The following is a 25,373-nucleotide window of genomic DNA, read 5'->3' as shown; positions in this document are numbered from 1 at the left end:
GCATGGTCGCCCTGGACGCAGCACGCGGCCTGGCCGTCATCGGCATGATCGCCGTCAACACCGGGCCCCGCGGTGATGACGAGCTCCTGGAGATGCTCTACCGCATTCCCTATGGTCGAGCCTCTCTGCTCTTCGTCCTTCTCGGCGGCATCGGGCTGTCTTTGATGACTCGACGCTCCCTGCTGCAGGGGGCGCCACTGCCCTGGGTGTCGCTGGTGTGGCGATGCGCCCTGCTGCTCCTGGGTGGACTGGCGCTCCAGGAGCTGGATCACGACGTGGCCGTGATTCTGCAGATCTACGCGCTGCTGATCCTGTTCTCACTGCCTCTGCTGAGGACCCCCGGGCGCTCTCTGCTGCTCGTGGCGGCGACAAGCGCGCTGATTGGTCCGCTGATATGGATCATGGGACAGATCTACACCGACGGGGAATTTGATCGTGACCCTGTCGCCGTCTCTGATTCTCCGTGGGAGATCTTCACCGGCATCGTTGTCACGGGCCCCTACCCGTTGATCGTCTGGGGTGCTCCGTTCGTCTTCGGCATCTGGTTAGGACGCCAGAACCTCAGTGACCCGAGAATCAACACACGGCTGATCATCTGGGGCGCCGTCGCTGCTGTGGCCGCTCACCTGGCATCAATCGCTCTGGTGGGGCTCCTCGGGGAACCCACCAGCCATATCGCGTGGCAGAGACTCCTCAGCTCGGTGGCTCATTCCCAGATGCCGCTGTGGCTGATCAGCGGCACAGGCTCAGCGATATTCGTCCTGGGTGTGTGTCTGAAAATCCGCACGTGGTCCCGCCCAGGGCTGACACCGCTGATCCACCTGGGGCAGCTGGCCCTGACCGCCTACGTCGGGCATCTGCTGATCCTCGCCTTGATCGTCCGTCCAGGGCCAGACACCTTGGCCCAGGGCATGCTCGCCACCACCGGCACAGTACTCGTGCTGATGGTCTTCGCCTCGCTCTGGCGCGTCCGGTTCAACCGCGGTCCTCTCGAGGTGCTGTTGCGGGCACCGAAGCTTCGACGCCCCACCCCTTGAACAAGCCTCTCCGGCCTGCTCCGGTCTGGCCTGCGAAGAAGCGTTCTGTATTTGATGAAGGTTCGTTGAAGATCGCCTGTTCCCGGTATGGGTGAGACTCCTCGCGAGGTTGACTCTTCTGGACCCGAAAACAGCCTGACACCGGAGGACCTCATGACGACGAAGACTTTCACCGCGACCCTGGGAGCATTCGCTCTCGCGGCAGCACTGACCGGCTGCGCAACATCCGATGAAGAGCCCAGCGAGTCTGCCCCTGACACTGCCCAGAGCACAGAAGAGGTCTCAGACCAGCACAACGAGGCAGACGTCGAGTACATCTCCGGAATGGTCATGCATCACGCCCAGGCCGTGGAGATGTCCGACATCCTGCTGGAGAAGGACGACATCGAGACCGAAGTCTCGACCCTTGCCGAGGACATCAGAGAGGCCCAGGGCCCGGAGATCGAGCAGATGGAATCCTGGCTTGAAGCCTGGGGTGAAGAGGGCGCCAGTGGTGGCGATATGGAAGGCATGGACCACGGTGACGGCGACATGGAGGACATGGGCTCGATGGAGGGCATGTCGGACATGGAGGGCATGATGAGCGAGGATGACCTCAGTGAGCTGGAAAGCGCCACCGGCACTGAAGCATCCAGACTGTTCCTGGAGCAGATGATCGCCCACCATGAAGGCGCGGTGTCCTCCGCAGAAGATCACCTCGACAACGGGGAAAACCCTGAGGCCCTGGAACTCTCGGAGCGCATCATCTCGGACCAGCAGGCCGAGATCGATGAGATGGAGACCATGCTCGAAGAACTCTGACCAACCCAGTAGGGCCCTGCCGGATGCAGCTGCATCCGGCAGGGCCCGCTTTCTTGGATTTCCTCGGCTTGCGTCAGGCCAGTTGTTCGACGGTGTTTCCGCCATCCACGGTGCGCAGCACGGTGGAGCCCACGACCAGCAAGGCCTCCACTGACCCGTCTTCAGTGAGACCGGCTCCGATGGCGACGACCTCGCCCACCGGCTCCTCGCTGGCACTCCAGGTCTGCCCGGCGTCGCGGCTGGTCATCAGTCGTCCATCGATTCCTGACCCGACGATCGTGGTCTCATCTGCCCACGCCACACGTGACATCAGCTGCGGAGTCTCTAAGGTCTCCCATGTGGTCCCGTCACTGGAGAGCAGCACCCCTGCTTCGGTGGCGGCGATGATGGCCCCCGTGCCCGGTGCGGTGGCCAAAGCGACAGGGGGTGCGGGAATGGACAGCGTCTCCCAGTTCTCACCATCTGTGCTGACGCGCAGCTCTCCGTCGAAGCCGACGATACGATCAGCGCCAGCGGTCAGGGCGTGAAAGTCGGATTCCCCGCCTCGAGAGAGCACACTCCAGCTCTCCCCCTGATCGGTGGATTCGATCAGCCCGACAGGTTCCGGCAGGTCTGATCCAGCTCCTGGGTGGCCTGAAGCCAGGTAGCGACCGCCTGAGGCGAGTGTGAAACCCATTAGATCAACATTGGGACCCACCGAGACCAGTTCACCGTCCTGAACGCGGAACAGGCCGTAGTGGGTGGCCAGCAGCACCACCCCGTCGGAGGGGTCGCGCGCGATGCCGTGGACATGACCCATCGCAGCGCCGGCCTCAGAGTCTGCACCGTCCTGGGGTCCCGTGCCTGCTTCAGATCCTGCCGACGGTCCAGGTTCAGCGCACGCGGTGATAACAGCTGCGCCGAGCAGTCCGATCCCGCCGGTGAGCAGGATCCTTCGATTCAAAGCCGTCATACAGCCCTTCCTACGCATACCGGGAGTTCTTGAGAGCAAAAGGGTGAGTTTCCACCCTATTTGCGGACTCAGGCAGAACCGGTCGAGGACACCTGAAGATTTGATGAAGGCCGAAACACCAACCCCCAGAGGGGCATAAGAACGTGGTGCACCGCACACCGCACCACCCGATCACGTTCGAGGAGTTCTTTAGCGACTGCTGATACTCACCCGCTGCTGCCCCTAGCTTCCGCCGGCTGCGTCTGCGGCTCCCCCTCCCCAGATATCACACGGCCTTTACGCAAGCGCACTGGGATGCTGCGAGGGCTCCCTCACCGGATAATGCTCCGTCGCGGGTCAGGACCGCCTCCCCCGGGATGTTCATAGCAGGTTCTGTTTCGAGAGTTTCGGCGTTCTTTTCGCGTGGCCAAAGAATCACGGCTGAGAGAGTTCCGAGTATGGCGAGTGCGGCAAGGATCGACCAGGCCACGGGGAAGCCGAAGTTCGTTGCGACCCAGCCCGCTATCGGGTAGGTCACCAACCAAGCCATGTGTGAGAGAGAGAACTGCGCGGCAAAGGCTGCGGGCAGGGCTGGTGTCGTAACCGAAGCGCGGAGGACCCGCCCGATCGGCGTGACGATCAACGCCATGCCGGCCCCGATGATGGCCCATATGGGCGCTGTGACAGCCCACTCGGTCAGTCTGGCGAGTGCCATGGTGACCGCAGAGAGCAGGCCGATAAGCAGAGTGATGGCACCGGTCAGCATCACTGTGCGATCTGCCACACGATCAAGCACAGGAGGCAACATCACAGCGACGATCAGGGTTCCCCCACCCGCGGTGGCCAGCATCCACGCAACGTCGGCTTGGGTGCCGCCAAGCTCATCACGGACATAGTTGACGGTGTTGACCACCACGATCGAGCTGGCTGCCGCGACCACGAGGTTCAGTCCTAGGACTCCGCGGAGTCTTGGCGTGGCGACGAATGTCTTTGTCCCGGAGGTGACGCGATCCCACACCTTAATTTCACCGCTGGGCCTGGCGTTAGGGATACGGGTCGAGAGCACGAGAATCGCAGAGATCACGAATCCAACCGAGGTGCCGATGAACAAGAAATTGAAGGTCATGAAGGTCAGCGCAACGGCTGCCAGAACCGGGCTGAGCAGGCTCTCCATGGTGTAGGCGACCTGTGATGCCGATAGGGCGCGTGTGTAATCGGATTCCTTGGCAACGATGTCTGGGATGACTGCTTGGAAGGTTGGGGTGAAGGCCGCCGACGCAGCTTGTAGCACCGCGATTAGCACATAGATCTGCCAAATCTCGGTCACAAAGGGAAGCGCGAGCACCACTCCGGCGCGGATCACGTCGAGAAGGGTCAGGAACATGCGTCGTGGTAAGCGGTCGGCGTAGGCGGCGGCCAGTGGCGCGATCACCACGTACATGACCATCTTGATGGTCAAGGCAGTGCCGAGCACCGTGCCCGCCTGTGAGCCGGCCAGCTCATAGGCCAGGAGACCGAGAGCGACGGTCGCTAATCCAGTACCGAATAGCGCGATGACTTGGGCGCTGAACAAGCGTCGATAGTCGCGAATCGCAAATATACCCATAGCGGGTTCTCCTGAGTCTCTTTGTCACGGTCACGCTATTCGCCTAGTGCGCCATTGCATCCCGTGAGCCGTGATGGGCAGATCCACTCTTGGCTGAGGTCTCCATCTGAGGATCTGGGAACTGATCACCCCGGACCCCCCGGGGGGGGCACTCGTTCCACTGCACGAAATTATACCCCCCGGGGGTATACGTCAAGGTGGGGTGAGCGTGTATTTTCTTGGACGCTTCCCATTCACGTATGAACGTGAAGGTACGGTATCCAGTCCCTGACGAAGCGCCCGGATTCAAGACCGAGTGCTCCCACCGGGATGCCGGCCCGCGTGTGCACGATGCTCAGCGGATTCTTCGATACCACGCGAGTCGTCGTGGTGGGCCCGGTGTGCCCGACGCCGGTGAGCGTCTGATCGTAGAGTCGAACCGAGAAAGCGCTGCGCGGGAGATATGCCCCCGGGTCAGGGGCCTTACCCAGGTCGTGGAGTACCGTGAGCGCGGCGTGAGTTCCTTGGGCCGCGGCCTCTGCCCAGTGGTCAATTCTGTAGGACCCTAGGCTCGGGTGGTGATGAACAGCGACCCCGCCGGCGGCATATACCTGCGGTGCTCCGATGACCCTCAGGTGATCGTCGGTCTCCACCGCCCCGTTCCATGGCGCGGGGGCTGCGGGGACAGTACCTAGCGCCACAATGATCAGATCGGCGTCGAGCCGGGTGTGGTCATCGAGAATCAGCTCGACATGATCCTCGACGACCGCTATCTCCCTGGCTGTACGACCCAGATACATGGAGACCTGAGTGTGATGAAGCTCGGCGATTCGGTCAGCGGCGATGGGGCCCAACGCGGTGCGCCCCGGATGTGTCGAGCCACTGACAATCACAGCGTCATGACCGGCCTGACTCAGTAACGACGAGGTTTCTGCGGCGACGAGTCCAGCGCCGAGAAGAATAATGCGAGCTGGATGGGGACTCCGGACCAGCACGTTATGCACTCGCACGGCATCCTCCATCGAGTGCAACGTCGTCACCCGCTGACTCTTCACGGCCGCATTCAGGCCAGTAAGTTCGGGGGCCAAGCGCCGGGGAGTGCTCCCGGTGGCCACGATGAGTGCATCGAAGTCCATTGTGGCCCCCGATTCGAGTTCCACTGTCTGCGCCTGTACATCCACGACCCGGGCAGTGTCGGCCACCAGCGGAACGTCTGGCTGGGGCAAGCGCGCCTGTCCGGGCTCCAGGAGCCCTGTGGCAACGCCCTTGTTTACCAAGGTCCGGTTATAGGGCTTTTCTCTGCTGAGGCCCACTAGGTCAACCTCAATTCCCTCTGCTGCGCTCAGTCCTCTCGCTGCTGCGGCTCCTGCTGCCCCGGCACCGAGGATCACGATGTGTTCCGCCGCCATAACTAGCCTCCTCGAATCTTCAACTCTTGACCTTGATACCCCCAGGGGGTATATGTGACTATACATATGCCCCCTACCCCTATTGGATGGAGTTTGACGATGAGTTTGACCCAGACCTATGCCGTGACCGGAATGACCTGCGGACACTGCGAAATCGCGATCCGCTCTGAGGTCTCGCAACTGCCCGACGTCATCGACATTGAGGTCAGTGCGGCCACCGGACGCCTCGCGGTGACTTCTAAGCAGGGCGTCGATGACGCCGCCGTGATCGAGGCTGTTGACGAGGCCGGATACGACGCGGTGAGGAGCTCACAATGAGAGCGCCTTTGCGACTGGGACTCTACGGATTGGTTCTGGTGGTCGTGTTCACCGTCTCAGGATTCACCGCCAACGCGGTCATCTCTGACGAGACCGTGCAGAACTGGACAGAAGAGTCAGGCGATGACACTCACGACGGACATGGAGGAAGTGAACAGATGAGCAGCGCGACAGCAACAGGCGAACACGAGGACCACGCCGTAGGCACCGATTCTCTCGGGCTTGCTTCTGCTCAGGAGGGGTACCAGCTCACCACCGTGAACGCCCCGACTGAGACCGGCACCGAGGGCGAGGTGTCGTTCGTGGTGACCGGACCTGATGGAGACCCTGTGACCGATTTCGACGTCGATCACGAGATGGACATGCACCTGATCGTTGTTCGCTCCGATGGGCAAGACTTCCGTCACGTCCATCCCGAGATGGACGCTCAGGGGACCTGGTCGATCCCCTGGGAATGGGAGACCGCGGGCACCTACCAGGTCTTCGCGGACTTCGTTCCCAGTGGTACTGGGAAGGGCCTCACCCTGTCCACAGCGGTCCAGGTCGCCGGGGACTACGCCCCGACCCCAGCTGCAGAACCCATCACGCATACCAGCGTGGAGGACTTCGACGTCAGCGTTGAGGGTGACCTCATCGCGGGTCAGTCCTCGGAACTGACGATGAGCATCACTCGCGAGGGCGAGCCGGTCACCGACCTGGAGCCCTACCTGGGGGCTTATGGTCACCTGGTCGCTCTGCGCGAGGGAGACCTGGCCTACCTCCACATCCACCCACACGGCGAGGAACCCGAGACCGGTGAGACCTCCGGCCCGAATATCACCTTCATGACCACCGCACCCACCGACGGTCGGTACCTGCTCTACCTCGACTTCAAGGTAGAGAACGAGGTGCACACCGCGCAGCTAGTCCTAGACGCCACCAAGGCAGGCCACGACGGGGCCGACTCCTCCGCTGAGGAGGACTCGGATTCCTTGGACTCCGGGCACGACCACGAAGAGGATGACGATCATGGCCACTGAGAACGCCATCAGCACCAGCAATACCACCGTCACTAGTACGGTCGAGTTACAGATCGGTGGGATGACGTGCGCTTCCTGTGCGAACCGGATTGAGAAGAAGCTCAACAAGCTCGATGGTGTCACCGCCAGTGTCAATTACGCCACTGAGAAGGCCAGCGTCACAGGGGCAGCCGACTTGGACCCACAATCACTGATCAGCGAGGTCGAAAAGACGGGTTACACCGCCACCTTGCCGAAACCTCCGAAAAATAGCGCAAGTAGTGATCGCGACGAGGAGGGTGAGTCGGCGGAGGATACTGAACTGCGAGTGCTTAAACAGCGCCTGATTGGGGCTGCGCTGTTGGCCACGCCGGTAGTTGCAATGGCGATGATCCCGGCCCTGCAGTTCGACTACTGGGGTTTCGCCTCCCTGGCATTGGGTGCACCGGTAGTGGTGTGGGCCGGATGGCCCTTCCACAAGGCCGCGTGGAAGAACCTGAAAAACGGGGCCGCCACCATGGACACTCTGATCTCGGTGGGCACCTCCTCAGCGTTGATCTGGTCGATAATCGCCCTATTCTTCGGAACTGCTGGCCAACCCGGAGTGGTTCACCCCTTCGAGCTGACGATCTCGCGGTCCGACGGCTTGGGACACATCTACCTCGAAGTAGGTGCAGGAGTGATCACCTTCATCCTCTTGGGCCGATATTTCGAGAAACGCTCCAAACGACAAGCCGGGGCCGCACTACGGGCCCTGCTGGAACTAGGAGCGAAGGAAGTCTCGATCCTCCGCGATGGGAAGGAACAGAGGGTCTCAGTCGAGGAGCTCTCCGTGGGGGATGAGTTCGTGGTTCGCCCCGGGGAGAAGATCGCTACCGACGGCATCATCACCTCCGGTCGGTCGGCAATCGATGCCTCCATGCTCACTGGTGAATCTGTACCCGTGGAGGTCACTGAGGGTGACACCGTCGCCGGTGCCACCGTCAATGCTGGAGGTCGCCTGGTCATTCGGGCTACCCGAGTGGGATCAGATACCCAACTCTCACAGATGGCGAAGCTGGTCGAAGATGCCCAGTCGGGCAAGGCCGAGATCCAACGATTGGCCGACCGGGTCTCCGGGGTCTTCGTCCCGGTAGCCATCGCGGTGGCCGCGGCAACCCTCGGGGCCTGGCTGATGGCCGGGTTCCCTATCGCGGCAGCATTCACCGCCACCGTCGCGGTACTTATCATCGCCTGCCCCTGCGCCCTCGGATTGGCCACTCCGACCGCGCTGTTGGTCGGCACCGGACGAGGTGCCCAGATGGGGGTGCTCATCAAAGGCCCCGAGGTCCTGGAATCCACCCGCAGAGTTGACACGATCGTGCTGGATAAGACCGGCACTGTCACCACCGGGAAAATGACACTGACCGATGTACTCCCGGCCGCAGGCGTGGACCGCAACGAACTGGTGCGCCTGGCTGGCGGGCTCGAAGACGCCTCTGAGCATCCGATCGCGCAGGCGATCGCTGCTGGGGCGACCAGCCAGGTCGGCGAACTGCCAACCCCGGAGTCCTTCGAAAACATCGAAGGCAAAGGCGTCCAGGGCGTCGTCGATGGTCACGCGGTCATTGCCGGCCGGGAGTCCCTGCTCAACGAGTGGTCCCTCTACCTCGATGAGGAACTAAAGGCAGCCAAGCAGGCAGCCGAGTCCGAGGGCAAAACCGCGATCGCTGTGGGTTGGGATGGTCAGGCCCGAGGAGTGCTGGTGGTCTCGGATCAGGTCAAACCCACCAGCGCAAACGCGATCGCGCAGTTCAAGGAACTCGGCCTGACCCCGGTGCTCCTGACTGGAGATAACCAGACTGTGGCCGAGCAGGTCGCTGCCCAGGTAGGTATCGACCAGGTGATCGCCGAGGTCTTGCCCAAGGACAAGGTCGATGTCGTCGTGCGCCTTCAGCGTGAAGGAAAGGTGGTGGCGATGGTCGGGGATGGGATCAATGACGCCCCGGCCTTGGCTCAGGCTGATTTGGGTCTGGCGATGGGCACCGGGACGGATGTGGCCATTGAGGCCGCTGACATCACCCTGGTCCGTGGGGATCTGCGCGCAGCCGCAGACGCTATCCGGCTAGCGCGCAGAACGCTGCGCACAATCAAGCAGAACCTGTTCTGGGCGTTTGGGTATAACACTCTAGCGATCCCGATCGCTGCCTTGGGACTGCTCAACCCGATGCTCGCCGGAGCGGCAATGGCCTTCTCGAGTGTCTCGGTGGTCTCAAACAGCCTGCGGCTACGCACTTTCAAAGCCAAAGCTGACCAGAGCAGCACCCCGGCCGCGGCTGCTACCCCTTCACGTGAACCGATGACCCCCTAACGACACAATGACAGAGAGGAACACATGATGAGCCCAGATATCCACCTCAATAACCACCCCTACGAGGAGAACCCCATCGCCGACGACCGCCCCGGAGGGAACACTGCATCCGGAGGGTGTTGTGGTCACACCCCCAAGACCGAGGACCTCGCGGAGACCTCCGGCGATAATCTCGCCGCGTGTCCGGTCATGGCTGGCACTCCGGTGGTCAAGTCTGAGGCTGAAGAGGTCGGGCTCTACCGCGACTATCAGGGTCAGCGTTACTGGCTGTGCTGTGATGGTTGCGGACCGCTCTTCGACGCTGACCCCGACCGCTACGCCGCTACCGCATAGCAAGCCCTTCGCCCATTCGGTGTGCCCCAGGAGGCAACTCTCTCTGGGGCACACCGACCCCTGGCTCTAGCACCACCAGCACGCAGGAGACCCCAGCATGAATCAGCCGTCATCACGATCACATCAAGCACCTGACCGCAATTCTCACGACGAGCACAGTGGTCATCACAATCGGCGCGCTCACCCAACCGGTCATGGCGACCACGATGGGCATGAACGTGAGGACCGTGGGCACGAAGGCCAGCACCACGCTGGGCACGAAACACACGGCGGTCACGCTGGGCACAATCACGACAACCACGGAGACCACGTCGGTCAGTTCCGCCGGTTGTTCTGGATCATGTTGGTCCTGGCGGTGCCGGTCGTGGCGTTCAATGAGATGTTCGCCCACTTGCTCGGTTACCAACTCCCGGACACCACATGGGTGTGGTGGGTGTCCCCCGTCCTAGGCACGATTATCTACTTCTGGGGTGGTCAACCGTTCCTGACTGGCGCAATATCGGAAATTCGCGCCAGGCAACCCGGGATGATGCTGCTCATCGGACTCGCCATCACCGTGGCCTTCTTCGCGTCCTGGGGCGCGACGCTGAGGATCCTGGATCATGAGCTGAACTTCTGGTGGGAACTGGCCCTGCTGGTGGTCATCATGCTGCTGGGCCATTGGATCGAAATGCGCTCCCTGGCTCAGACCACCTCCGCATTAGACTCCCTGGCAGCACTCCTGCCCGATGAGGCCGAGAAAGTCCAAGGCGAGGACATCGTGAAGATCTCCCCAGCTGACCTCGTCGTCGGCGATGTGGTGATCGTGAGACCAGGTTCTTCGGTGCCGGCCGATGGGAAGATCATCGACGGCAGCGCCTCGATGGATGAGTCGATGGTGACCGGGGAGTCGAAGCCGGTGCGCCGTCATACCAACGAACACGTCGTGGCCGGGACCGTGGCGACCGATTCCGGGGTGCGCGTCGAAGTCACTGCGATCGGCGAAGACACCGCTCTGGCAGGTATTCAGAAACTCGTCTCTGAAGCCCAGGCATCATCTTCCAGGGCACAGCGTATCGCCGATACCGCCGCAGCCTGGCTGTTCTGGTTTGCTTTAAGTGCGGCCCTGGTCACCGCGTTGGTCTGGGCCCTCCTTGGTATGCCGGATGCTGCCGTAGTGCGCACCATCACTGTCCTGGTCATCGCCTGCCCCCACGCATTGGGGCTGGCGATCCCGCTGGTGGTTTCTATCGCCACCGAACGCGCCGCTCGCGGTGGAGTGTTGGTCAAAGACCGCCTCGCGCTGGAGTCCATGCGCACCATAGACTCAGTGCTCTTCGATAAGACCGGGACTCTGACCAAGGGCGAACCCACCGTTACCAGCATTCACCCGGCAGGGAACCTCCAGGAAGCCGACGTGTTGGGACTGGCGGCAGCTGCAGAATCCGATAGTGAGCATCCTCTGGCCCGGGCAATCGTAGGAGCCGCAAGCACCCGCGGCCTGAACGTGCCTAAGGCCAACGACTTCTCCTCATCCCCGGCTGTGGGGGTCAGAGCCACCGTTGATGGAGTTGTTGTTGAGGTCGGCGGCCCCTACCTCCTCGAGCAACACGGCCAAAAGGAGCTCTCAATCGCCGAACAATGGCGGGAAGAGGGCGCGATCATTCTTCATGTGCTGGCAGATGACGAGGTCATCGGAGCGCTCCGTTTGGCTGACGAGATCCGGCCCGAGTCCCGTGACGCTGTCGCGGCTCTCCATGCCGCCGGTTCAGAGGTGGTGATGATCACCGGAGATGCGCAGGCTGTGGCCGAAAATGTGGCCGCCGAGTTGGGCATCGACCGAGTGTTCGCCGGCGTGCGGCCGGAGGAGAAGTCCGCCAAGGTCGCCGAACTCCAGGCCGAGGGGCGAAAAGTCGCCATGGTCGGCGACGGTGTCAATGACGCTCCCGCATTGGCACAGGCCGATGTCGGTATCGCCATCGGCGCGGGCACCGACGTGGCCATCGGGTCCGCCGGGGTGATCCTCGCCTCCTCAGACCCACGATCGGTCCTTTCGGTCTTCGAACTCTCCCGCGCCAGCTACCGAAAGATGAAGCAGAACCTCTGGTGGGCTGCTGGCTATAACCTCGCCGCGGTGCCGCTGGCCGCCGGCGTGTTGGCGCCCGTCGGATTCGTGCTCCCGATGAGTATCGGCGCGATCCTGATGTCGGCCTCTACAGTTGTCGTAGCCTTGAATGCTCAACTGTTGCGCCGCCTTGACCTCACACCGCAATCCAGCACCAATCGGATCCTCGACCGTTCATAAGACTCAGCAAGACACAGAGCAGGAGAGAACCACGATGACCCCCACGACCGACTCGACCCCAGCAGACCATGGCTACATCAGCGAGAAGGACCGCTACCTCGCCCGCCTCAAACGCATCGAGGGTCAGACCCGCGGAATCCACCGCATGATCGACGAGGACGCTTACTGCATCGATATCCTGACCCAGATCAGCTCAGCCACCTCCGCATTAGAAAACGTCGCCCTGTGGCTCCTCGATGACCACCTCCGGCATTGTGTAGCAGCAGCCGTGGAGAAGGGTGGAGAAGAGGCCGACGACAAAATGCGAGAAGCTTTCGCCGCAATAACCCGACTCGTCAAATCCTGACCCACACAATTCCCCGGCACATCCTTTCTCGGCCGGACACGATGATGCCTCTCCGTGGCTTGGCGTCATGGTCTCGTTCAGACGATTGGCCCGTCTACGTTTCAGAGTTTCAGATCTGTCCTAATCTCATTCGGAAATTAATGCCGCGTAGGGGTTTACGGCGCATTTGAAGTCGAGAGGGGTGTTCATGCCATCAAGACTGTCGTCGCGGCCTGCCCGTAAGCCGGTCGCTCACCGGGCACTCCCCCACCCCAAAACCACCCCATATAGTGTGGTTTTGGTCGTTCGGTGGCGGTCTTCTGTGGTCGCTCAATGGCGGTGGGACACGAGTGCTTGCAATTGGTGGATCATGGTCGCGTCCGGTTGATCAGAGTCCGAAGGCTCCGCCGCTGATCAGAATGACGATGCCAAGGCCAATGAGGACGATCGGGAACAGGATGTGCTCGAAGCGTTCGAGAACTTCCGCGACCGGCCGACGGGTCGCCACGAACTTGGCCAGCATGACCAGGATCGCAACGAGGACGAGGAAGACGATGCAGTAGGCCATCGCGGCCGCGGGCCCCACGGCGAGGAAAACCGGGACGTACACGCCGATGTTGTCGCCACCGTTGGCGAAGGTTACTGCGGCGACGGTCCAGACGCCGACGTTCTTGCCAGCGACCTTGGCTTCGTCGTCATCGTCGTTGTCGTCATTGCGCCAGGTTTGCCAGGCGGCCCATAGGCCTAGCGCCAGTGGGATCAATCCGAAGTACGGGATCACTTCCGGCGGCAGGAACGCGTCTGCGCCCAGGGTGACGAGCACGGCCGCGCCGAGGATGCCCACGAACCCCAGATACTGGCCCACGAAGATCCGGGCGGTGGTTCCACGCTGTCCTGCGCCGCGAGCGAAGAACAAAGAGAGCACGATGATGTCGTCGATGTTGGTGGCGACGAACAGGCCGATCGCCTGCAGGATGGAGGCCAGGATCACGCGCTTGCCTCCGCGGTGCAACATCCGGCCACGGAGCACGCAGCATCGAGGCACGGGGCGTTCTCGTCCACAGCGAGGGTGACCTCGAGCAGCGCCGCCAGCGCCTGTGCCAGGTGTGGATCTGCTATCTCATAGCGGGTCCGGCGACCTTCGGGCTCGGCGACCACGATGCCGCAGTTCCGCAGGCACGCCAAATGGTTCGATACGTTCGAGCGCGTCAGTCCCAGGTCGCTCGCTAGCTCCGCCGGATAGGCCGGACGCTCGAGCAACACCAGGAGAAGTCGCGACCGGGTGGGGTCGGCCAAAGCACGACCCAACCGGTTCATCACATCCATACGAGAAGCGATAGTCAGCATGCACTGGACTATACAGCGCACGGTGAACTGTCAACGCGCCTCAAATAGCTATTGGTTAGCGACGCATCGTAGGGGCCACAGGCCGCAGCGAAAATACGCGCCAAATAAAAATAATTGCAATGACGGTGAGACAGCGGACGCCCCGGTAGACCACGGCATAGGACACAGACAATTCCGGTGCCACCAAGCCCTAGACCGACCAGCTGCTCCGAGAGAACTAAAGCAGTTCAGGTATCCTTTCTAAAACTCCACACCCCTCGCGCCGCGCGAATACGAGGCCACTCACGTCGAAGGTGACTAGTCCTATGAGCACTCCACCACACTGGCCTCAACCGCCTCAACCGACCTATCCGGTTCACCCTCCCCCACCGGAACCAAAAGGAATGGCTATCGCGGCCATGGTGCTGGGTATCGTCGCCCTGGTCTTATCTTTCATTCCACTCATCGCAATTCTCACCTTTCTCCTAGGCCCACTGGCGGTCGTGCTAGGCATCCTCGCGCTTGTCAAGCGCCGCGGACGAGGCCAGGCCATCACCGGGATCGTCACTGGGGGTCTTGGTGTATTGATCGCAACCATCGGCTTTCTCATCTTCAGCGCCCTCATAGCTTCTGGCGATGATGACTCTCAACAGAACGAGCGCGATCCAGACGTCTCCGCCCAGGAGAGCCCGGCAAGTTCCGAGGACCGAGAAACAGATGGCGAAGCGGTGGAGGAGCAGTCAGCAGATCAAGAAACTGAAGAAGGTGGCGCAGCTCGCGAAGAGGACACTCCGGAACAAAACGACGAAGGCGAGCTGGTAGCTGAATCAGAAGCTGACGGCGGAGAGAATTTCACCACTGGCGACGAGTTTGAGGTCAACGATTGGATCGTCATGATCACGGGTGTCTCCGACAGGTCTACCTCAATTGGCGACGAGTTCTTCAACACCCAAGCCCAAGGTGAGTACATTCCGATCGACCTCGTTGTGACAAACGGGGGCGACAGCGCCGCTTACTTCTTCGCTGGGAACTTCGTGGCCGTGGACGACCAAGACCGTGAGTTCAGCTATTCCTCAGAAGCAACCTTCTACGGCGCCTCAGATGGTGCAATCTCCATCTTGGATCAAATCAACCCAGGAAATTCGATTGAAGGTCGGTTGTACTTCGACGTCCCCTCAGATGCGAAGATCACCCATCTGGAGATCAACGCGGGTTTCCTCTCAGCTCCGGTTCGCGTCTCACTCGACTAGCACGAGCCTGATAACCGTTTCGTCCAAACACTGACGCGATAACAAGAAAACCGGCACCTTGGACATCCCGGCAACGCTTCACCTGCTGGCTGACGTTGCCGCCGAAGCTCAAGCTCAGGGCACCGAGGCGCAACGAGCTATGGAGGGGAATCTAGCGGCGCTGGGCTACTCCCCTGCCGGGATTGATCCTGACCTCCGGTTTCTCAAGTCCACTGCGGAGTCGGGTTGCACGATAGAGCTCTTGCTCAGCGTCTTACAAAGCTACGCCTTTCTCACGTGCTCCTTCACACGGCTACTCCTGTCTGCACCTGTGCTTGCCCCCGACTCCGGCTTCGGGCCTGCTGGAAGAAGACAGCTGAGACGACCCCTGCATTGATCAGCTGCCCCGAAAGAGTCGGTACACGCATGGACGACTCCAGTTATAAAGGCTATAAAGGACTCAAAGGTAGACATGCACCCTGACGCTCTGGAGACACAATGGCCCGCAATCCCTTCAAACCCACTGCCGGAGCGACCCCACCGGTGCTTGTCGGTCGTGACTCCGTACTAGAAGATCTCGATGAAGCTCTAGAAGACGGCGCTGGCTCTCCCTATCTGCTGCAGTTCATCACCGGAGCCCGAGGAGTCGGAAAGACCGTCATGCTCACCGAGATGGGGCGCCGGGCTCGACAGCAGGGCTGGATCGTCATCGACGAGACCGCCACACCGAAACTGATCCAGCGACTCACCAGCGCGGTGCGACGGCACCGCGAAGAACTTGGCGCACCGTCTCGTCGGAGAATCACCGGAGCAGGAATCAGCCTGGGACCCCTAGGTGGCGCAAACCTGGACCTAGAGTCCCCCGCCCGAGCGGCACCTGGACTGCGTGAGGAGATCGGCATGCTCTGCGATGCCCTCGATGTCCATGACGGTGAGACCGGGCTGATCATTACCGTCGATGAGATCCATACCATCCCTCAATCAGAGCTCGAGGAACTGACCGCTATTACCCAGCACCTGATCAGGGAAGACCGCCCTGTCGGGCTTCTCATGGCCGGGATCCCCCAGGCTGTCGAGAGGATGATCTCTGATAACGCCCAGCGCCCCAAAGTCAGCACCTTCATGCGTCGAGCCGAACGCACCTCCTTAGAGGAAGTCCCGCTGCACAGCGTCGCAGCAGCTTTCGAGCAGACTCTTACCGAAGCAGGCCGCAGCGTCTCGCCCGAAGTGGCCATGGAGTGCGCGCAGGCAACCGGGGGCTACCCTTTCATGATCCAGCTCGTTGGCTACCACACCTGGCGCATCGGCAAGACTGGTGAAGTCACCAGCTCCCACGTTGCCGCCGGGCGGGACAAAGCTCGAAAGCGACTCGGGGACCTCGTTCACGCCCCCGCCCTGGCCGACCTCTCCCCAGTGGACCGCACCTTCCTGACGCATATGTCTCAAGACAGCGGACCAACTCGCGCCATCGATATGCAGACCCGTATGGGCGAAGGAAGCAACTACATCAGCGTCTACCGGGATCGACTCATTCGGGCCGGCATGATCCAACCCGCCGCCACATATGGTCGCTTCGAGTTCGCCCTTCCGGAACTACGCGAATACCTCCGCGATCACGCGGCCCAACTCATCGCCCAATCCGAGAACTGAGTCCGGTCCCACATATCAGCGCCCGACATGGAGAGGTCAGATCTATTGACCGGAGACGGTCGGGGGTTCGGGTTCAGCGGTTGCAGATTCAGCTGGGCGTGGTGGCAGGTGCCGATACAGACTCGTCCTGGTGATTCCAGTCTTAGTGACGATCTCCGCGATCGTGTGCCCGGACTCGCGCAGGTGCTCCGCGTAGGCCAGCTTGTCCGGGTCCACCACCGAAGGCCGGCCCACCCGGCGACCCTTTGCTGTCGCCACTGCCCTCGCGTGCGCCGCGCGCTCCACCGTGTAAGTCCGTTCCATCTGTCCGAACAGGGCCAGCAGCACCACGGCTAGTTGCGCCATCGGATCCTCCGGGTTCGAGGAGTCGACCTTAATCGGATCGACCAGATTCCGGACCCCCACTCCCCTCTCAGCGAGGTCATGGATCAGGTTCAACGTGTCCCGCACAGTGCGCCCCAGCCGGTCCAGAGTGTGGACCACGATCACATCCCCCTCGCGGGCATACTCCAGCGCAGCAGTGAGTCCGGGCCGGTTGACGGTAGACCCGGACTTCTTGTCCACATAGATCCGCTCAGCTGCGATACCGACCTCGCGCAGCGCATCGATCTGCCGATCGAGGTCTTGCTTCGCTGTCGAGACCCGCGCATATCCCAATTCCATGGACCGAGAGTACCAATAATCAAAACCGTACGGCCCAAGCGAGACACATTAATGGGTACTACTTGTGGGATGCAGACGCGCCGATGGTTGCGTGGTCGACCGATTGTGGGTCAAGGGTGTCCCGCAACCAAGGAAACGGGACGGCTATCTGAGCCTTTTCCGCTCGTTAGTGATGACCCGCTCAGGTGCAGCAGGAGTGACATTTAGCGCTACGACTCATATCTCCTGATTAGGAGGATTTGGAGGCCGTTACGATGTGGCACACCTCAGCGTCTCTACAGTCTGCCGGGTCCAGTTTCTGGCTTGCCAGAAGGGTCTGTTCGAGATCAGCGGCTAGCACCTGAAGTTCAATTTGGCGTGCCCGGACATCGGCGAGTTTCTCTTCGAGAAGACCTGAGACGTGTCCACAAGGGGTCTGGCCTGTCTCGCGGAGCTCAATCGTGTCCAGTACCTCGCTCAGGCTCAGGCCGGCAGCCTGGGCGGCACGGATAAACCGCAGCCGTGCGACGGCATGGTCGTCATAGCGACGGTAGCCGCCACCCGTTCGCGCTGGTTCCGGCAAGAGGCCCTGGCGTTCATAGAAGCGAATCGTCTGACGTCCGAGACCTGTGATGGCGCTGAGTTCTCCGATAAGCACCCTCCCATCCTATGACTTGACCTTGTACCTGACTGCAAGGTTTAAGGTCAGGTCATGGAAATCGTGCTGCAGTACTTTGAGGGATGCCCCAATTGGAAGATCGCCCATGAGCGGCTCCAGGCGCTGTGTGCTGAGCGCTCCGACATCAGTCTGAGTATGCAGCTGGTAGAGAGCGATGCTGAGGCTGAGCTGGTTGGCTTTCATGGTTCCCCAAGCGTTTTGATCGATGGTTTCGACAGATTCGCTGAGGCCTCTTCTGCGGTGGGCCTGTCGTGTCGCCGGTATGTGAGTCCTGAGGGGATGGCCGGGGCCCCGACCATGGAGCAGCTGCGCGCAGCGCTAGCAGACGCTGAGTTCACGCCGAGATAAATCCTGAGTCCCGAGGATCCCATTCACCCCGCTGCGTGACGGTCGAGGCGCTTCAAAGAAGGTGTAGATATGACGAGGAAGCACGAGGAGCCCGAGAAGTACGACCTGATGGTTATTGGTGCCGGGATGGCGGGAATCGCGGCAGCGACCAAGTGCGCGTCCCAGGGATGGCGTGTGGCCATCGTGGACTCGCTTCCCTATGGTGGCACCTGTGCCTTGCGGGGGTGTGACCCGAAGAAGATTCTGCGCCGAGGAGCTGAGATCCTCGAGGCGGCACATCTCATGGGGGATAAAGGCATCGATGAGGGGGGCCTATCGGTGAACTGGGCGCAGCTGATGAAGCATAAGCACGGCTTCACCGATGGGGTGCCCGCCAGCATGGAAGACGGGCTCAAGACGCACGGGGTGCAGACACTCCACGGCACCGCAGTGTTCACCGGCCCGACCGAAGTTGAGGTCTCCGGGGTGGAGTATCACGCAACAAAGATCCTGATCGCGACCGGTGCCACGCCTGTGTCGCTTGATTTTCCTGGCCACGAGCACCTGATCAACAGCACCGCGTTTTTGAATCTCGAGAGTCTTCCTCCGCGGGTCCTCTTTGTCGGAGGCGGGTTCGTGTCCTTCGAATTCGCTCATATCGCAGCACGCGCCGGGTCCCGACCGATCATCATCGACCGTGGATCGCGACCGTTGAAGGGCTTTGACCCTGATCTGGTGGATCTGCTGGTCCGACGTGGCGCCGAGTGTGGTGTCGACGTGCAATCGGGTACCAGCATGACCGGTGTGGAAGAGACACCCGCGGGGTATCAGGTGCACCTTCAACAGCAGGGCGTCGCGTCGATGATTGAGGTGGACCTTGTCGTTCATGGGGCAGGACGTGTCCCTGATCTGTCCAGGCTTGATCTTGAGGCTGGAGGTGTGGCGTATGGTCCAGGAGGCATCGACGTGTCGGCTGATCTGCAGTCGGTCACGAATTCCGCCGTGTATGCCGCCGGTGATGCTGCGGATACTGAAGGGATGCCACTGACCCCCGTGGCCGTATTGGAAGCCAAGGTTGCGGCATCAAACATTCTGAAGTCAGGAAATGCTGTGCCTGACTATGCGGGGACTCCCACGGCGGTCTTCACGATCCCGGAGCTCGTTAGGGTGGGTGTGCTCGAAGATGAAGCCCAGGCGCGCGGAATGGATATCGAGGTCAGGTATACCGATACCAGCCGGTGGTTCTCCCAGTATCGAGTCGGCGAGACGGCGGGGGCGGTCAAGATCCTCGTTGATCGATCGAGTGATCGCATCGTGGGGGCTCATCTGTTCGGACATGGTGTTGCCGAGTTGGTCAACACGATCAGCCTGGCCATGAAGTACGGGCTCACGGCGCGCGAATTGAGGTCCTCTCCGGCGGTTTACCCTTCGGTCGGGTCTGACCTGGGCTCGATGCTCTGACCTGAGATAAGAAGAACTCTGCGATACGGCCGGGCATGGTGTGGAGTTCATAGATAGAACACCGCGAGTTTCCGAAGGTTCCTTGAATAGGCTTTCAGGCTTATGAGAGGTTACTGGACCGTTGATCGGTCGAGATTCCACATTCGGTGCTCACCGACTGCGCGAGGTCGAAGGAATCCTCCGCAAATTGGAAAGTGTTGAGGAACGTCCTGGCAGGTTCACTGCAGTACGTAGCGACCTGCCCGGACAGTGCAGAGCCTGTCACTCCGCGTGCGCCTGCCAAGTGTCCAGTGCATCATCCCAGTGCTGTCGATCTAAGCGACAGATATCGGTGTCAGAAGACCGCCATTTATCGCTACGACTCACAGACCTGCCGTCGTGATTTCGACGACACGGCCGTGTCTTAGAAAGCTATAGCTTTCTAATCCGCTCTGTCAGTTCATTAGTTACTGTATAGTTCAGTAGATGCTGACTATTGCCTCTCGTGTTGATGTGATGAACCGGTTGGGTCGGGCGATGGCCGACCCAACCCGGTCCCGGATTCTGCTGACCCTGATGGAAGGACCGGCCTATCCGGCGGAGCTGGCTCGGGACCTGGAGTTGACTCGTTCGAACGTGTCGAATCACCTGGCCTGCCTGCGGGACTGCGGCATCGCGGTCGCCGTGACCGAGGGACGCCAGACCCGGTATGAGATCGCCGACGCGCACCTGGCGCGGGCACTGACCGCGCTGGTCGATATCACTCTGGCGGTGGATGAGAGCGCCCCGTGCCTGGACCCGGTCTGTTCGGTGCCGGGTTGCTGCGCCACGGGGGTGGGCGCGTGATCCTGTCTTCGATCCTGCAGGCGATCGGCCTGTTCCTGGTCACGAACATCGACGACGTCATCGTGCTCTCGTTGTTCTTCGCCCGCGGCGCGGGCCAACGCGGGACCACCGCGCGGATCCTGGCCGGGCAGTATCTCGGGTTCGCCGGCATCCTGGGCGCCGCCGTGCTCGTGTCGCTGGGAGCCCGGGAGTTCTTGCCCCCTGAGGTCATTCCATACTTTGGGCTTATCCCGCTGGGCCTGGGGCTGTGGGTGGCGTGGAACGCCTGGCGCGGCGGTGATGATGACGATGATGACGATGACGCCAAGGTCGAGGGCAAGAACGTCGCCGTGTGGACGGTGGCCGGGGTGACCTTCGCCAATGGCGGGGACAATATCGGCGTCTACGTCCCGGTCTTCCTCAGCGTCGGTCCGGGCGCCGTGGTCGCCTACTGCATCGTGTTTCTGGTGCTGGTGGCGGTGCTGGTGGGACTGGCCAAGTTCGTCGCCACCCGCCGCCCGATCGCCGAGGTGCTGGAACGCTGGGAGCACATACTGTTCCCCATCGTGTTGATCGGCCTCGGGGTCTTTATCCTCATCAGCGGCGGGGCCTTCGGTCTCTGACCCCACCGCCTCCCAGCCACGCAATACCCGCACGTGATGCTCGTGCAAATGCTGCTACTGCCGCTCTACTTGGGCCTGTTTATAGCACCGGAACTATTCGACGTCATCGACGTAACCCCGTTCATCGAGGCGTTCCTGTTGCTGATCCTCACACCCCTGACTCTGGCCGCCATCACCCAGTACCTGGCAACACGCTTCGCCGCCGCCCGGCGGGTGATGGAGCTAACGGAGGCGTTGGCGGTGCCGCTGATGATGGCCACCCTCGCCCTGGTCGCGGTCGTCGGCACGGTCACCTAGGTCCGGCTCCTCCCTCGCCTGGTTCCTCAGCCTCCGCTGCCCGTACCCAAGAACCACCCCGCTGCGGAAGTTCCAGCAGAGGCCCCCTATAGGCGGCACCGACGTAGGTTCCGTGGCCCCTGCTGATCACTCAGGCGACGACCCGTGCGCCATTTAACTCCGAAAAATCGCCGCCATTTATCTACGAAAATCACACCCAGAGTTTGTACGGGCTGGTTTTGGGGTGGGGGAGTGCACGGTGAGCGACCGGCTTACGGGCGCCGACGTGTGCACGAGAACAAGCTAACCCTGAGCGGTTCAGGTTTACGGTATGTAGACATGCTGCGGGTTCTAGCGGTGGTTGTGGCGGGTCGTGAACGGGATATGGGAAGCCAGTGGGCAGTGCTGACGAAGCTTGGAAGGATTGCCGATTAGACGACCCCCCGGGTGCGACCATGCTAATTACCATCGCTGGGAAGTGAGAGCCACGGCGGAGTTGTCCGGGCACGGCCCGCGTCAGGTCCCAGGCCGAACGCGTGGTCCCACCTCGATCAAGGAGCACCGATGAACCCAGCACAGACCGGTCGGATCCTCGTGGTCGACGACGAAGTCGATCTGGCCCGGCTGATAGAGGGGTATCTGCACAAAGCAGGATTGGATGTCGCGGTGCGCCATGACGGCACCGAAGCGGTCGCCGCGGTGCGCGACTTCGACCCGGACGTGGTGGTGTTAGATCTGGGACTGCCCGGCATCGACGGGATCGAGGTGTGTCGGCAGGTGCGCACCATTTCGGACTGCCACGTGCTGATGCTCACCGCCCGGGATGATGAGATCGACAAGATCATCGGGCTCTCGGTAGGGGCTGACGACTACGTGACCAAGCCCTTCAGCCCCCGGGAGCTCGTCGCCCGGGTCCAGGCCATGCTGCGCAGAGCCCGCACCCACGACACGGAAGCACTCACCGCGCCGGATGCTCCAGGTCAGAAGCTCGTGATCGAGGACTTGGTGGTTGATGAGGCAGCCCGCAGAGTGCAGCTGGGAGGCGAACCGGTGGCGCTGACCCGGATCGAGTTTGATCTGCTGGTGTCTCTAGCTACTCACCCGCACCAGGTGTTATCCCGGGCTCAGCTGGTGGAGCTGGTCTGGGACACCGCTTGGACCGGGGAGGATCATCTAGTAGATGTCCACATCGGACGCATCCGGAAGAAGCTCAGCGATGATGCCTCTGACCCAAGGTTCATCCACACCATCCGTGGGGTCGGGTACCGGATGGGCACTGGCCGATGAGCTCCATTCAAAACGACCGCGTGTGGTCATGGGGCCCGCTGACGGTCCGGCTGATGCTGGCCCAGACCGCAGTGCTGGTGATCGGGTTGATCATCGTGGTGGCCACCGCTGTGCTCGTGGGGCCCTCCATGTTCTACCACGAACTTGTCGAGGCCGGTCACGCCTATGAAGCCACCGGGCTGGTCCACCTCGAAGATGCCTTCCGCTCGGTGATTCTGACCGCTCTGGTCATCGGCGGGCTGCCAGCCTTGTTCATCGCCGGGCTGCTCAGCTTCTACCTCTACCGCACCATCGGCCGTTCCCTGTCCTCCTTCAGCACCGCCGCCAAGGAAGTTGCTGCTGGCAACTACGAGGTCGACGTCACCTCCACGAAGCTGGGCCCGGAGTTCGACTCTCTAGCGACTTCCTTCAACGACATGGCTACCAGACTCGCCGCCGTAGACAACACTCGGCGTCAACTATTGGCCGATCTGGCCCATGAGATGCGCACCCCCTTGGCCAGCCTCAAGGGCCATCTGGAGGGGATCGAAGACGGGGTCGTGGAGTGGGATGCCCGGACGATCGGGATCTTCAACGCGCAGATCGCCCGCATGGAACGCCTCGCTCGTGATATCCGGCAGCTCACCGCCGACGAGGAGGCCACGGCCAAGCTGCAGCTCACCCTCCAGGACCCGGGTGCGTTGGCCGCTCAGGCGGTCGCGGCCATCGAGCCCGCCGCAGCGGACAAGAACATCACGGTGGCAGCCAGCAGCGCCGGCCCGCTTTCAACACCAGTGCCGTTGGATCCGGAACGCATGGGTCAGGTGCTGGGCAATCTGCTGGAGAACGCTTTGGGCCACACACCGCCCGGAGGTGCCATCACCGTGCACACCGAAAACACACCAGACGCGGTCACCATCACCGTCACCGACACCGGGGAAGGCATCAGCCCTGAGAACCTTCAGAATGTCTTCGCGCGCTTCTACCGCGTCGAGACTGGCCGTGAAGCCCACCGCGCAGGCTCAGGGCTGGGGCTGGCGATCAGCAAATCCCTGGTCGAAGCCCAAGGCGGAACCCTGGAGGCGACCAGCGACGGGCTCGGTCACGGAGCCAGTTTCCACATCCGGATTCCCCGCACCCCAGCCCCGCAGTAAATCGGGGCACCCTTCACGCGTCTCACGGGCCGCCCCGCCACTGGGACGCATGTGCCGGAGCAGGGTGTCCTCCGTGTTGCAGACGCGGGGGCTCAGGTCTGGCTGCCCCGACCACCGGCGACGTTTCGAGATTGACCTTCAGCTCCGGACACCAACCGTCGAGTGCCCTTCGCGCTGGTGCTGACCACCTTCTCCAACGGCCCCTGCCCCAGCGACCGTTGCCACACCACCGCAAATAGGGCTGCCGCGACCAGGTGGATCAGGAACCACAGGTAGGGCTGGCTGTAGTGGACCTCGGCCGAGAGGGCCACCAGGTGGGCGGTGTACAGGGTGAAGGTCATCGCGCCCATCGCGGAGAGAGGCAACAACCATTTGCCGACCTTGGGAGCAATCAGTAGGAACACTCCCAGCACGGTCAGGCTCACCCCGAGGCTGGCCATGATCGCCAACGGAGTGTTGGTGTGTGGTGTGGTGATCGCCAACCACCACCCGGTCGAGGCCGGCAACGAGTCCGGGCCCCAGGTCAGGACCTGATCTAGCTCGTACTCACTCATCCCGGAAGCACTCAGCAGCCGCTGGTACCCACCGAAGGCGTAAAGCAGGATGGATGACGTGAAGTACGCGAAGATCGTCAGCCCCACTCCCACGACCAACACCCGGACCTGCAACGCGGTCTCCCGCAGATTCAGTCGACCCAGCCCCAGACCGACCAGCAGATACGCCATGTAAGGCAGCGCCGGGTAGGTACCGGTGAGCAGCAGCTGAGAAGCGATCGCCCCGGGCTCGGTCACCATGTCGATGAACGTGGGGTTATACGAGCTCCACGCAGGCAGTTCGCTAGCAAGATTCTGCATGAGCACAGGGGACACGATCCCAAACACCGCCGCCGAGGCGAAGAGCGCCTTCGGGCCCATGTGCAGGAACGGGATCGCCAGAAGAAAGAACATCCCGTAGTAGACCAAGATGCTGTAGGCCGGAGGGTCTTGCGGCATCAGAGTTCCGATCCACAGACCAACGACTGCGATCAGCAGTGCCCGCACGACGAGCCCCACCCGATCGGCTGCCATCCTCCTACCCTGATGCGGGTTCCGGCCGCCGGAAGTCAGCGCAAGACCCACCCCGGCCAGCAGCGCGAACAACGCCGCCGAGTCCCCGGAAAACAGCCGCCAGGACCAGCTGGCCTCCCCGGTCTCCTCATTCCACGCCGGCAACAGATGGATGGCCATGAGCCCCACCAGAGCCAGCCCGCGTGCCGCATCGATGCCCACCAACCGGGTCGTAGACCGTACAGAAGCATTCTCGGTGGCCCCCGCTCCACTTCCTGATGTTCTACTCATGTCTTGTGCCCCTTCCTTTCCGTCCCGTAAGGGAGCGTGAAGCCTGCGCCCAATGGTCGTCGCTGTGGTCCCGGAGTGCCGGGATGGTACTGGTTCCAGAGTGTCTGCTGCACTTAGAGCGCAGGTCGCAGGATCCTCAAGATTTGATGAAGACTCCAGGGGTCAGCGGCAAAGGGTGCCACCATTAGGACTGACATCACAAAGCAGTAAAAAGGGGAGCTCACAGTG

Annotated in this window: 26 protein-coding genes; 17 read left to right on the top strand and 9 right to left on the bottom strand. The window is 61.7% G+C overall.

The window, feature by feature from the left end; all coding sequences use genetic code 11:
• Positions 1-2: 2 nt before the first annotated feature.
• Complete coding sequence (locus HNR24_RS11230; protein WP_182495798.1) at positions 3-1,037, top strand: DUF418 domain-containing protein; 1,035 nt, start codon at positions 3-5, stop codon at positions 1,035-1,037.
• A 153-nt stretch (positions 1,038-1,190) separates the two neighbouring features.
• On the top strand, positions 1,191-1,838 hold the full coding sequence (locus HNR24_RS11225) for a DUF305 domain-containing protein (protein ID WP_182495797.1): 648 nt from the start codon (positions 1,191-1,193) through the stop codon (positions 1,836-1,838).
• Between the two features lie 73 nt (positions 1,839-1,911).
• On the opposite strand, the gene HNR24_RS11220 is transcribed toward HNR24_RS11225, so the two are convergent.
• The 3 genes from HNR24_RS11220 to HNR24_RS11210 all read right to left on the bottom strand — a co-directional run bounded on the left by HNR24_RS11220 (position 1,912) and on the right by HNR24_RS11210 (position 5,763).
• Positions 1,912-2,790: a F510_1955 family glycosylhydrolase gene (locus HNR24_RS11220; RefSeq protein WP_182495796.1), complete on the bottom strand. Its 879-nt coding sequence runs from the start codon at positions 2,788-2,790 to the stop codon at positions 1,912-1,914.
• Positions 2,791-3,055: 265 nt separating this feature from the next.
• Positions 3,056-4,375: an MFS transporter gene (locus HNR24_RS11215; protein WP_182495794.1), complete on the bottom strand. Its 1,320-nt coding sequence runs from the start codon at positions 4,373-4,375 to the stop codon at positions 3,056-3,058.
• Positions 4,376-4,608: 233 nt separating this feature from the next.
• Positions 4,609-5,763 carry an FAD-dependent oxidoreductase gene (locus HNR24_RS11210; protein WP_182495793.1) on the bottom strand — a complete coding sequence of 385 codons (1,155 nt, stop codon included), beginning with the start codon at positions 5,761-5,763 and terminating at the stop codon, positions 4,609-4,611.
• 99 nt (positions 5,764-5,862) lie between these two features.
• Here HNR24_RS11210 and HNR24_RS11205 point away from each other — a divergent pair, with 99 nt between their 5' ends.
• Genes HNR24_RS11205 through HNR24_RS11190 form a run of 4 tightly spaced genes read left to right on the top strand, consistent with a single transcriptional unit; the run spans position 5,863 to position 9,762 of the window.
• Positions 5,863-6,081 (top strand): heavy-metal-associated domain-containing protein, encoded by a 219-nt coding sequence (locus HNR24_RS11205; protein ID WP_182495791.1) that lies wholly within the window; start codon positions 5,863-5,865, stop codon positions 6,079-6,081.
• Entirely contained in the window at positions 6,078-7,100 is a 1,023-nt protein-coding gene (locus tag HNR24_RS11200) for a DUF8832 domain-containing protein (RefSeq protein ID WP_182495790.1), read from the top strand. The genes HNR24_RS11205 and HNR24_RS11200 overlap by 4 nt, the downstream gene beginning before the upstream one ends.
• The gene (locus HNR24_RS11195; protein WP_259392443.1) at positions 7,090-9,429 is read left to right on the top strand and encodes a heavy metal translocating P-type ATPase; all 2,340 of its coding nucleotides are present in this window, start codon (positions 7,090-7,092) and stop codon (positions 9,427-9,429) included. Before HNR24_RS11200 ends, HNR24_RS11195 begins: the two co-directional genes overlap by 11 nt.
• A gap of 27 nt (positions 9,430-9,456) precedes the next feature.
• A complete protein-coding gene (locus HNR24_RS11190; RefSeq protein ID WP_182495787.1) occupies positions 9,457-9,762 on the top strand; it encodes a YHS domain-containing protein in 306 nt (101 codons plus the stop codon).
• 118 nt (positions 9,763-9,880) lie between these two features.
• Here the strand turns inward: HNR24_RS11190 and HNR24_RS14315 are convergent, their stop codons facing one another.
• Complete coding sequence (locus HNR24_RS14315; RefSeq protein WP_182496196.1) at positions 9,881-10,153, bottom strand: hypothetical protein; 273 nt, start codon at positions 10,151-10,153, stop codon at positions 9,881-9,883.
• Between HNR24_RS14315 and HNR24_RS11180 the strand changes: the two genes are divergently transcribed.
• Both HNR24_RS11180 and HNR24_RS11175 read left to right on the top strand, forming a co-directional pair.
• On the top strand, positions 10,103-12,046 hold the full coding sequence (locus HNR24_RS11180; protein ID WP_182496168.1) for a heavy metal translocating P-type ATPase: 1,944 nt from the start codon (positions 10,103-10,105) through the stop codon (positions 12,044-12,046). The genes HNR24_RS14315 and HNR24_RS11180 overlap by 51 nt on opposite strands.
• A 34-nt stretch (positions 12,047-12,080) precedes the next feature.
• A complete protein-coding gene (locus tag HNR24_RS11175; RefSeq protein ID WP_182495786.1) occupies positions 12,081-12,392 on the top strand; it encodes a metal-sensitive transcriptional regulator in 312 nt (103 codons plus the stop codon).
• Between the two features lie 367 nt (positions 12,393-12,759).
• Here the strand turns inward: HNR24_RS11175 and HNR24_RS11170 are convergent, their stop codons facing one another.
• The gene (locus tag HNR24_RS11170; protein ID WP_182495785.1) at positions 12,760-13,362 is read right to left on the bottom strand and encodes a cadmium resistance transporter; all 603 of its coding nucleotides are present in this window, start codon (positions 13,360-13,362) and stop codon (positions 12,760-12,762) included.
• Positions 13,359-13,718 (bottom strand): Cd(II)/Pb(II)-sensing metalloregulatory transcriptional regulator CmtR, encoded by a 360-nt coding sequence (gene cmtR, locus HNR24_RS11165; RefSeq protein WP_182495783.1) that lies wholly within the window; start codon positions 13,716-13,718, stop codon positions 13,359-13,361. Before cmtR (HNR24_RS11165) ends, HNR24_RS11170 begins: the two co-directional genes overlap by 4 nt.
• 305 nt (positions 13,719-14,023) lie before the next feature.
• On the opposite strand from cmtR (HNR24_RS11165), the gene HNR24_RS11160 reads away from it, so the two are divergent.
• On the top strand, positions 14,024-14,947 hold the full coding sequence (locus tag HNR24_RS11160) for a DUF4190 domain-containing protein (RefSeq protein ID WP_182495782.1): 924 nt from the start codon (positions 14,024-14,026) through the stop codon (positions 14,945-14,947).
• Positions 14,948-15,424: 477 nt separating this feature from the next.
• A complete protein-coding gene (locus HNR24_RS11155; protein ID WP_182495781.1) occupies positions 15,425-16,576 on the top strand; it encodes an ATP-binding protein in 1,152 nt (383 codons plus the stop codon).
• Positions 16,577-16,618: 42 nt separating this feature from the next.
• On the opposite strand, the gene HNR24_RS11150 is transcribed toward HNR24_RS11155, so the two are convergent.
• Complete coding sequence (locus tag HNR24_RS11150) at positions 16,619-17,239, bottom strand: recombinase family protein (protein WP_182495780.1); 621 nt, start codon at positions 17,237-17,239, stop codon at positions 16,619-16,621.
• 229 nt (positions 17,240-17,468) lie between these two features.
• A complete protein-coding gene (locus HNR24_RS11145) occupies positions 17,469-17,876 on the bottom strand; it encodes a heavy metal-responsive transcriptional regulator (protein ID WP_083505049.1) in 408 nt (135 codons plus the stop codon).
• 54 nt (positions 17,877-17,930) lie between these two features.
• Between HNR24_RS11145 and HNR24_RS11140 the strand changes: the two genes are divergently transcribed.
• The 7 genes from HNR24_RS11140 (at position 17,931) to HNR24_RS11110 (ending at position 23,808) form a co-directional block, all read left to right on the top strand.
• The gene (locus tag HNR24_RS11140) at positions 17,931-18,245 is read left to right on the top strand and encodes a hypothetical protein (RefSeq protein WP_058889638.1); all 315 of its coding nucleotides are present in this window, start codon (positions 17,931-17,933) and stop codon (positions 18,243-18,245) included.
• Positions 18,246-18,314: 69 nt separating this feature from the next.
• Positions 18,315-19,685, top strand: coding sequence for a dihydrolipoyl dehydrogenase family protein (locus tag HNR24_RS11135; protein ID WP_106124174.1), 1,371 nt, complete (start codon positions 18,315-18,317; stop codon positions 19,683-19,685).
• Between the two features lie 465 nt (positions 19,686-20,150).
• Positions 20,151-20,510 carry a Cd(II)/Pb(II)-sensing metalloregulatory transcriptional regulator CmtR gene (cmtR, locus tag HNR24_RS11130; RefSeq protein ID WP_182495779.1) on the top strand — a complete coding sequence of 120 codons (360 nt, stop codon included), beginning with the start codon at positions 20,151-20,153 and terminating at the stop codon, positions 20,508-20,510.
• A complete protein-coding gene (locus HNR24_RS11125) occupies positions 20,507-21,112 on the top strand; it encodes a cadmium resistance transporter (protein WP_182495778.1) in 606 nt (201 codons plus the stop codon). Before cmtR (HNR24_RS11130) ends, HNR24_RS11125 begins: the two co-directional genes overlap by 4 nt.
• A 48-nt stretch (positions 21,113-21,160) precedes the next feature.
• Complete coding sequence (locus HNR24_RS11120; protein ID WP_182495777.1) at positions 21,161-21,409, top strand: hypothetical protein; 249 nt, start codon at positions 21,161-21,163, stop codon at positions 21,407-21,409.
• A 543-nt stretch (positions 21,410-21,952) separates the two neighbouring features.
• Positions 21,953-22,675, top strand: a complete 723-nt coding sequence (locus tag HNR24_RS11115; RefSeq protein ID WP_058889634.1) for a response regulator — start codon at positions 21,953-21,955, stop codon at positions 22,673-22,675.
• A complete protein-coding gene (locus HNR24_RS11110; protein WP_058889633.1) occupies positions 22,672-23,808 on the top strand; it encodes a sensor histidine kinase in 1,137 nt (378 codons plus the stop codon). Before HNR24_RS11115 ends, HNR24_RS11110 begins: the two co-directional genes overlap by 4 nt.
• A 92-nt stretch (positions 23,809-23,900) precedes the next feature.
• Here HNR24_RS11110 and HNR24_RS11105 read toward each other — a convergent pair whose 3' ends face one another.
• On the bottom strand, positions 23,901-25,076 hold the full coding sequence (locus HNR24_RS11105) for a heparan-alpha-glucosaminide N-acetyltransferase domain-containing protein (RefSeq protein ID WP_232301831.1): 1,176 nt from the start codon (positions 25,074-25,076) through the stop codon (positions 23,901-23,903).
• Between the last annotated feature and the right edge of the window lie 297 nt (positions 25,077-25,373).

Origin of the sequence: Nesterenkonia sandarakina (assembly GCF_014138825.1) — a bacterium.
Classification (GTDB): domain Bacteria; phylum Actinomycetota; class Actinomycetes; order Actinomycetales; family Micrococcaceae; genus Nesterenkonia; species Nesterenkonia sandarakina.
This window is presented reverse-complemented; position numbering and strand designations above follow the sequence as displayed.